A 5,557-nucleotide genomic window follows, 5' to 3' on the forward strand; every position below is an offset into this window, starting at 1 on the left:
CATCAACCGGATTCCGCGCTCAGCCGCTGGTTCATCACGCGGGTGACGGAGCGCGGCCCGAGATCCAGGAAGCCCGCCATCATCGCGCTGGCCCGCAAGCTGTTGGTGGCCCTGTGGAAGTACGTCATAGGCGCCACGCAGCGCCTTGCCATCGATCGCCACCACACCCTTCAGCGCGCCAGAAAAGGTGGCTGTGAACTTCGCGAAGGCGGCCTTAAATGGCTCAGGCGCGAGCCGTCGAAAGACCCGACTGAACGTATCATGGCTCGGCGGGCCGTTCTCAAGCTTGACCACCTGCTGCAGGAACCCAAGCTTGGCCCGCGCAAAGTCTGCCATGTCTGTGCAGTCCTCCGCGCCGCAAAGCACCGCTGCCAACGCCACGAATATCAGCTCCAGAAGATCATGCCGCCGCGCGTTGCTCGCGCGCGGATCCTCAACCGACGAAAAACACGCCGCAAATGTCTCCCCCCCAAAGGTCTCCCAAATACCAAGGAGCCTCCATCAGAATCCCATTTCAATCAAAATTCCATATGCGATTCCCCTGCTATTGTATGGGGCACGTTCTTTTCGCTCGGGCTGCTCTACTCGCTGATTATGTCCCGTACAACGCGTTGATGACGGCGCAGCCAAAGGAACGCGCGCAGCTCGGCAGCTTTTGCGCGGTCGCCGGATCGCTGGGGTCAATCGTCGTGTACGGGGCGACGTTCCTGGTCATGTCGATTGCAGGGGGCGGCGACGGGGAGGTGACGCACCATCATCTTGTGGATCCCGCTTCATGCGGGGGGGGGCATTGTCGCATTGGGAGCGCACGACGCTGGGAATTGAACTTGGCAACCCGAGCTTCCGAGTTGATCGGAAGCTTGGTAGTAGCAAAAGCTTGTTTTTCTGGGGCCATGAAGGGTCGCCGCGTATGAATCCGTCCGTACAATCAAAAACGTGGATGTGAGATGATCCAAACTGCGTATTTGACCAGCTAGCTTGAAGGAGGGACACTCTAGCAAATGATAAGGGAGAGGCGCTAATGTCGAAGATTCTCGCTTTGATACCCTTCGTTCGTTCTCATTGCGTCGGCGCTCGGGTCTGGTGCGCAATTCTTATCGTACTCGGGATAGTGTTCGCCGCATTGAATTGGACAATAAAATACCTTTTTTTTCTTATTTAAAATAAATGCTTGCTCGAAAGAACAGTGAAAACAGTCTTAGCTTCGATTATATTTCAACTTGAAGAAGTTGCGACATGAAGATAGGGGCGAGAACCCCAAGACGAAATCCGTTCCGCAGATTTAGCGCGTCTCTTGTAAAATTAGTGGATGTGACAAACGCTGGCACGTATTTTTGTTGACAATTGTGTTGTGAATTCGCAGTCACTTTGACTTAATGGCGTGCTGAAAGGGCGGTAGTGAAGCATTTAACTTGGGGTCTGCTCCTCTGCTGCGCCTCAGCCGCTCTGTCGGTTTCCGCCGCTTGGGCTGACAGTCTTCCAGAGATCCGCAATCGACAATTGCTCGTCGATGGGAAGCCGTTTCTCGCGATCGGTGGCGAACTCCACAATTCGAGCGCCTCCAGTTCCGAGTATATGGAGCCGATCTGGGACAAACTTCAGCAGATGCATGTCCGCACCGTCGTCGGGACGGTGAGCTGGGAAGATTTCGAGCCCGTCGAAGGGACGTTCGATTACGCGGCCGTGGACGCTCAGATCGCACAGGCACGGCGGCGCGACATGCGCCTGGTCTTGATCTGGTTCGGCGCGTTTAAGAACGCCAGTTCCACCTACGCACCAAGCTGGGTGCGTAGAGACGTGGCTCGCTTCCCGCGCGCCGTCGCGCAGGGAGAGATGAAGGAGGCCTTCACCTACGCAGGCGCGATGCCGAAGCCGGTGCTGTCAGTGTTCTCGTCTCGTCTGATGGATGCGGATCGTGCCGCCTTCGTAGTCTTGATGAAGCACCTCGCCGCGGTCGATACCGATCACCGGGTCATTATGGTGCAAGTGAACAACGAGAGCGGCCTGTTGCGCGACAGCCGGGACCGTTCGCCCTTGGCGGAAGCGGCATGGAAACAGCCCGTTCCGCCAGCGCTGATGCGGTATCTGGCCAGCCATCGTGGCACGCTCAAGCCGGAGCTTGACGCCGTCTGGGCGCGGCAAAATCGCCGTTCGGCCGGCACTTGGGCGGAGGTTTTCGGCAGCGACTGGCAAGCCGATGAAATTTTCATGGCGTGGCATTTCGGCCGGTACATGGAAGCGCTCGCGGCCGCGGGGAAGCAGGCGCTCGCCTTGCCGATGTATGTCAACGGATGGCTAGGGCCGCAGGAAGGCCAGCCGACGGCCGGCCGCTACCCAAGCGGCGGCCCCGCCAGACGCGTCCTCGATATCTGGAAAGCCGCCGCGCCGTCGCTCGATCTGCTGGCGCCCGACATCTATGTGCCGGACGCGAAGCCGGTGCTCGCCGCTTACGATCATGCTGGCAATCCGCTGTTCGTGCCGGAGGCCCAGTTCAAGACCGGCGATCTGTTCTGGGCGCTGGGAGAGCATGGCGCGCTTGGCTATTCGGTGTTCGGCATCGAGGACGGGCGGATCGACGGGCAGTTGGCGCAGGCCTATGCTTTGCTCGACCCGATGGCTGCCGTCATTACGCGCGCTCAAGCCGAGCGACGGATCGCGGGCATCCTCCTCGACGATGGCAAGCCCGCCGAGATAAAACTCGGCGGCTACACCATCACCGTTCGAGAGACGCAGTCGCTTCTCAAGCAGATGCTGCTCGATGCCGGCTTGCAGGCCCCGCCTGCGCCTCCGCCGCTGCCCAGCGAAACGGAAGGGCCGTCCAGCCGACCGATACCCGGCGATTCGCGCGCGTTTGGCCTGATCATCGCCGAGGGTGACAACAGCTTCCTGCTGATAGGCAAGGGCTTCACTGCGGATTTTTCGAGCGGCCCAGACCTGGTCGAGGTGGATCATGTCGAGGAAGGGCAGTTTAACGAGAGTGGTTGGAATGCGGGCCGGGTCATCAATGGCGATGAACGGCTCAGCATCATCCCGCTTGATCGCATCGGAAGCGTTCGCGTTCGTCTCCTTCCTCCTGGTCACTGACTCGTGCATTTGCGCGAAGTTCATTTCACTGCATGGGATTGTGAATTAGAGTTGAAAGCGACCAAGTTGAATCGCGGGGATTCCCTTGAGGTTGAGGCTGATTTTCTGATTGAAGATGCTGGCTGGGATGGAGGTCGGCATGGATGGGCAAGCCTTACTCGAACGATCTGCGCGATCGTGTGGTGGCGGCAATGGCCACGGGGCGCAGTTGCCGTGATGTTGGTGCGGCGTTCGCCGTCGCACCGAGCACCGCGGGCAACTGGTATCGGCGCCACCAGCAGATGCAGAGCCGTGCGGCACGGTCGATGGGCGGCGATCGGCGCTCCAAGCTGACGAAGCATGCGGACTGGATCGCTGCCCGGCTGGCGCAAACGTCCGAGTTGACGCTGGGCGAGGTTCGGGACGAACTGGCCGGGCGGGGTATCTCGGTCAGTTACGCGAGCGTCTGGCGGATGGTGCGGCGGCTGGGGCTGCGGCACAAAAAAAAAGGACCATCTTCGCCACTGAGCAGGACCGGCTGGATGTCGCCATCGCTCGCGACATCTGGCGCGCGGCGCAAGGCGGGTTCGACTTCAACCGCCTCGTGTTCGTCGATGAGACCGGGACCACGACCAGCATGAGCCGACTGCGTGGCTAGGGTGCGGATTCCGATGATGCCGCCCGCCTATTCCGAGATGATCGCGCCCACCTGAAGGGTCGTTTGGTCGACTGTGTGTGGTTGGCATTTTTGACGGTGGAACGTCAACTGGCGGCGGTCGGCTTTGTCCTGCGCAAGGAGTCTCCAGTGAGTTCGATGCGGTGGGCGTTGTGAAGGAGCCGATCCAGGATCGCGTCGGCGTAGGTTGGGTCACCGATGGCGCGGTGCCAGGATGCGATGTCGAGCTGGCTGGTGACGATCGTGGATTTACGTCCGTAGCGGTCCTCGAGGATTTCGAGGAGATCATGGCGGGCCTGGGCGTCGAGCGGCTGAAGCCCCCAGTCGTCCAGGATCAGGAGCTCGACCTGGCCGAGGCTCTTGAGCTTGCGAGCGATGCGACCATCGCCGCGCGATAGCGCCAGGTCGTCAAGCAGTCGCGGGAACCGGGTGTAGAGGACCGAACGATTGTCGCGGCAGGCCTTGTGGCCGATCGCGCAGGCGAGCCAGCTCTTGCCGATCCCGGTCGGGCCGCACAGCGCGAGATTGTCGTGCGCGTCGATCCAGTCGCCTTTCAGCAGCATTTCGACAAGCCGGCGATCCAGCCCACGCGCGCTACGATAATCGATGTCCTCGGGTGCGGCATTGTGCCGGAGCCTGGCGTGGCGCAGCCGCGCGCCGAGCCGCTTGTCATGGCGATGGACGATCTCCCGGTCGAGCAGCAGGCCGAGCCATTCAGCGTGCGCGAGCTGGGGCGTATCGCCATGCTTGTCGAGTTCGCCGAACGCTTTGGCCATTCCGTACACGCCGAGAGCATGGAGTTGATCGAGGGTAGGATGGGTCAGCACGACAGGTCTCCTCAGTGGTAGTAGCTGGAACCGCGGATGTTGGGATGGTCGATGCCCACTTCGTCCGGCGCGCGGGGCTCGTGCAGCGGCTGGCCGTCGAGCTTCTTCTCGAGGATGGATTTCACCGACCCGTAATTGCGCACGCCGATCTCGAGCGCGCGCATCGCAGCGGCATCCAGGCGGGCAGCGCCGTAGGCTCGTGCCAGCCGCAAGATCCCCAGGCACGACCGATATCCCTGCTCGGGATGCGGGCGATCCTGGAGGATCATCTCGCACAACAGTTTCGCCGAAGGACCAAGCCCCGCCGCCTCCGCGACGAGGCGCGCGAGCAGGTCAACGATCGCGGCATTGAGTTCGCCCAGCCCATACCAGACCCGGTTGCGAAGCCCGCCCAGCAACCACCGCTCGACGATGCCGACGCAGGCCTCGACCTTCGAAATAACAAGCTTCCGTAATCGGTTGCATCGCGATGTTAAGGGGGGTGCTTCGACGCCTATCCACGGTTTCGAAGTGACCGCACCCTCCGTCCATCGGATGGTGGTCGCCCTCGAAAAGGCTGGCCTCATTAAGCGCGAGCCAGGCGCCGCCCGAAGCATTCAGATCATGCTCGCTCCCGAGGGGCTGCCGCCCCTCCGCTAGCCCAACCGGTCATAATCTCTGGGGCGCGACACTAACATTACAGTTGCCGTTTGATCTTAAAGTGAGCCTGTTGCGCCGCAGCCTGATGTGCGCGTCGCCATAGAGACCATGCGATGAAGTGCGCCGGCCGGATATCTCGCTGGCCAAGCCGGCTGGCAATGTGCCTGATCTCTTGTACCGACCAGCGGATTAACGGCTTTTCGCAAGAGCCTTGGGCAATTTGGGCAGCTTTTTTTCGGCGCCGATATTGGCTTTGTGCCGAATGGTTGTGACCATGGCAAAGGCGAGCATGACCAGAGATACATGACGATACCAGCCGTGCCAGGATCGGGTCTCGTTGTGATCGAGTCCC

4 protein-coding genes and 3 pseudogenes are annotated in these 5,557 nt (G+C 60.9%); 3 read left to right on the plus strand and 4 right to left on the minus strand.

Annotation, left to right across the window (positions count from 1 at the left end; genetic code table 11):
• Positions 1 to 126 (plus strand): annotated as a pseudogene (locus EWE75_RS25880) (IS110 family transposase); the annotation flags it as partial.
• On the opposite strand, the pseudogene EWE75_RS23565 reads toward EWE75_RS25880, so the two are convergent.
• Positions 127 to 486 (minus strand): annotated as a pseudogene (locus EWE75_RS23565) (ISAs1 family transposase); the annotation flags it as partial.
• A gap of 912 nt (positions 487 to 1,398) precedes the next feature.
• On the opposite strand from EWE75_RS23565, the gene EWE75_RS23570 reads away from it, so the two are divergent.
• Both EWE75_RS23570 and EWE75_RS23575 read left to right on the plus strand, forming a co-directional pair.
• Positions 1,399 to 3,084 (plus strand): GH35 family beta-galactosidase, encoded by a 1,686-nt coding sequence (locus EWE75_RS23570; protein WP_486669385.1) that lies wholly within the window; start codon positions 1,399 to 1,401, stop codon positions 3,082 to 3,084.
• A 143-nt stretch (positions 3,085 to 3,227) separates the two neighbouring features.
• A complete protein-coding gene (locus tag EWE75_RS23575) occupies positions 3,228 to 3,704 on the plus strand; it encodes a transposase (protein ID WP_130160490.1) in 477 nt (158 codons plus the stop codon).
• 121 nt (positions 3,705 to 3,825) lie between these two features.
• Here the strand turns inward: EWE75_RS23575 and istB are convergent, their stop codons facing one another.
• The 3 genes and pseudogenes from istB to EWE75_RS23595 all read right to left on the minus strand — a co-directional run.
• A complete protein-coding gene (gene istB, locus EWE75_RS23580; protein ID WP_130160491.1) occupies positions 3,826 to 4,566 on the minus strand; it encodes an IS21-like element helper ATPase IstB in 741 nt (246 codons plus the stop codon).
• An 11-nt stretch (positions 4,567 to 4,577) separates the two neighbouring features.
• A complete protein-coding gene (locus EWE75_RS23585) occupies positions 4,578 to 4,964 on the minus strand; it encodes a transposase (RefSeq protein WP_130160492.1) in 387 nt (128 codons plus the stop codon).
• Positions 4,965 to 5,394: 430 nt separating this feature from the next.
• A pseudogene (locus EWE75_RS23595) lies at positions 5,395 to 5,557 on the minus strand (IS701 family transposase); the annotation flags it as partial.

Origin of the sequence: Sphingomonas populi, from assembly GCF_004208535.1 — a bacterium.
GTDB lineage: Bacteria > Pseudomonadota > Alphaproteobacteria > Sphingomonadales > Sphingomonadaceae > Sphingomonas > Sphingomonas populi.

Excerpts from the sequence above, each read along its gene's own strand:
- EWE75_RS23575 (WP_130160490.1), top strand. The coding sequence starts at position 3,228 with ATGGGCAAGCCTTACTCGAACGATCTGCGCGATCGTGTGGTGGCGGCA.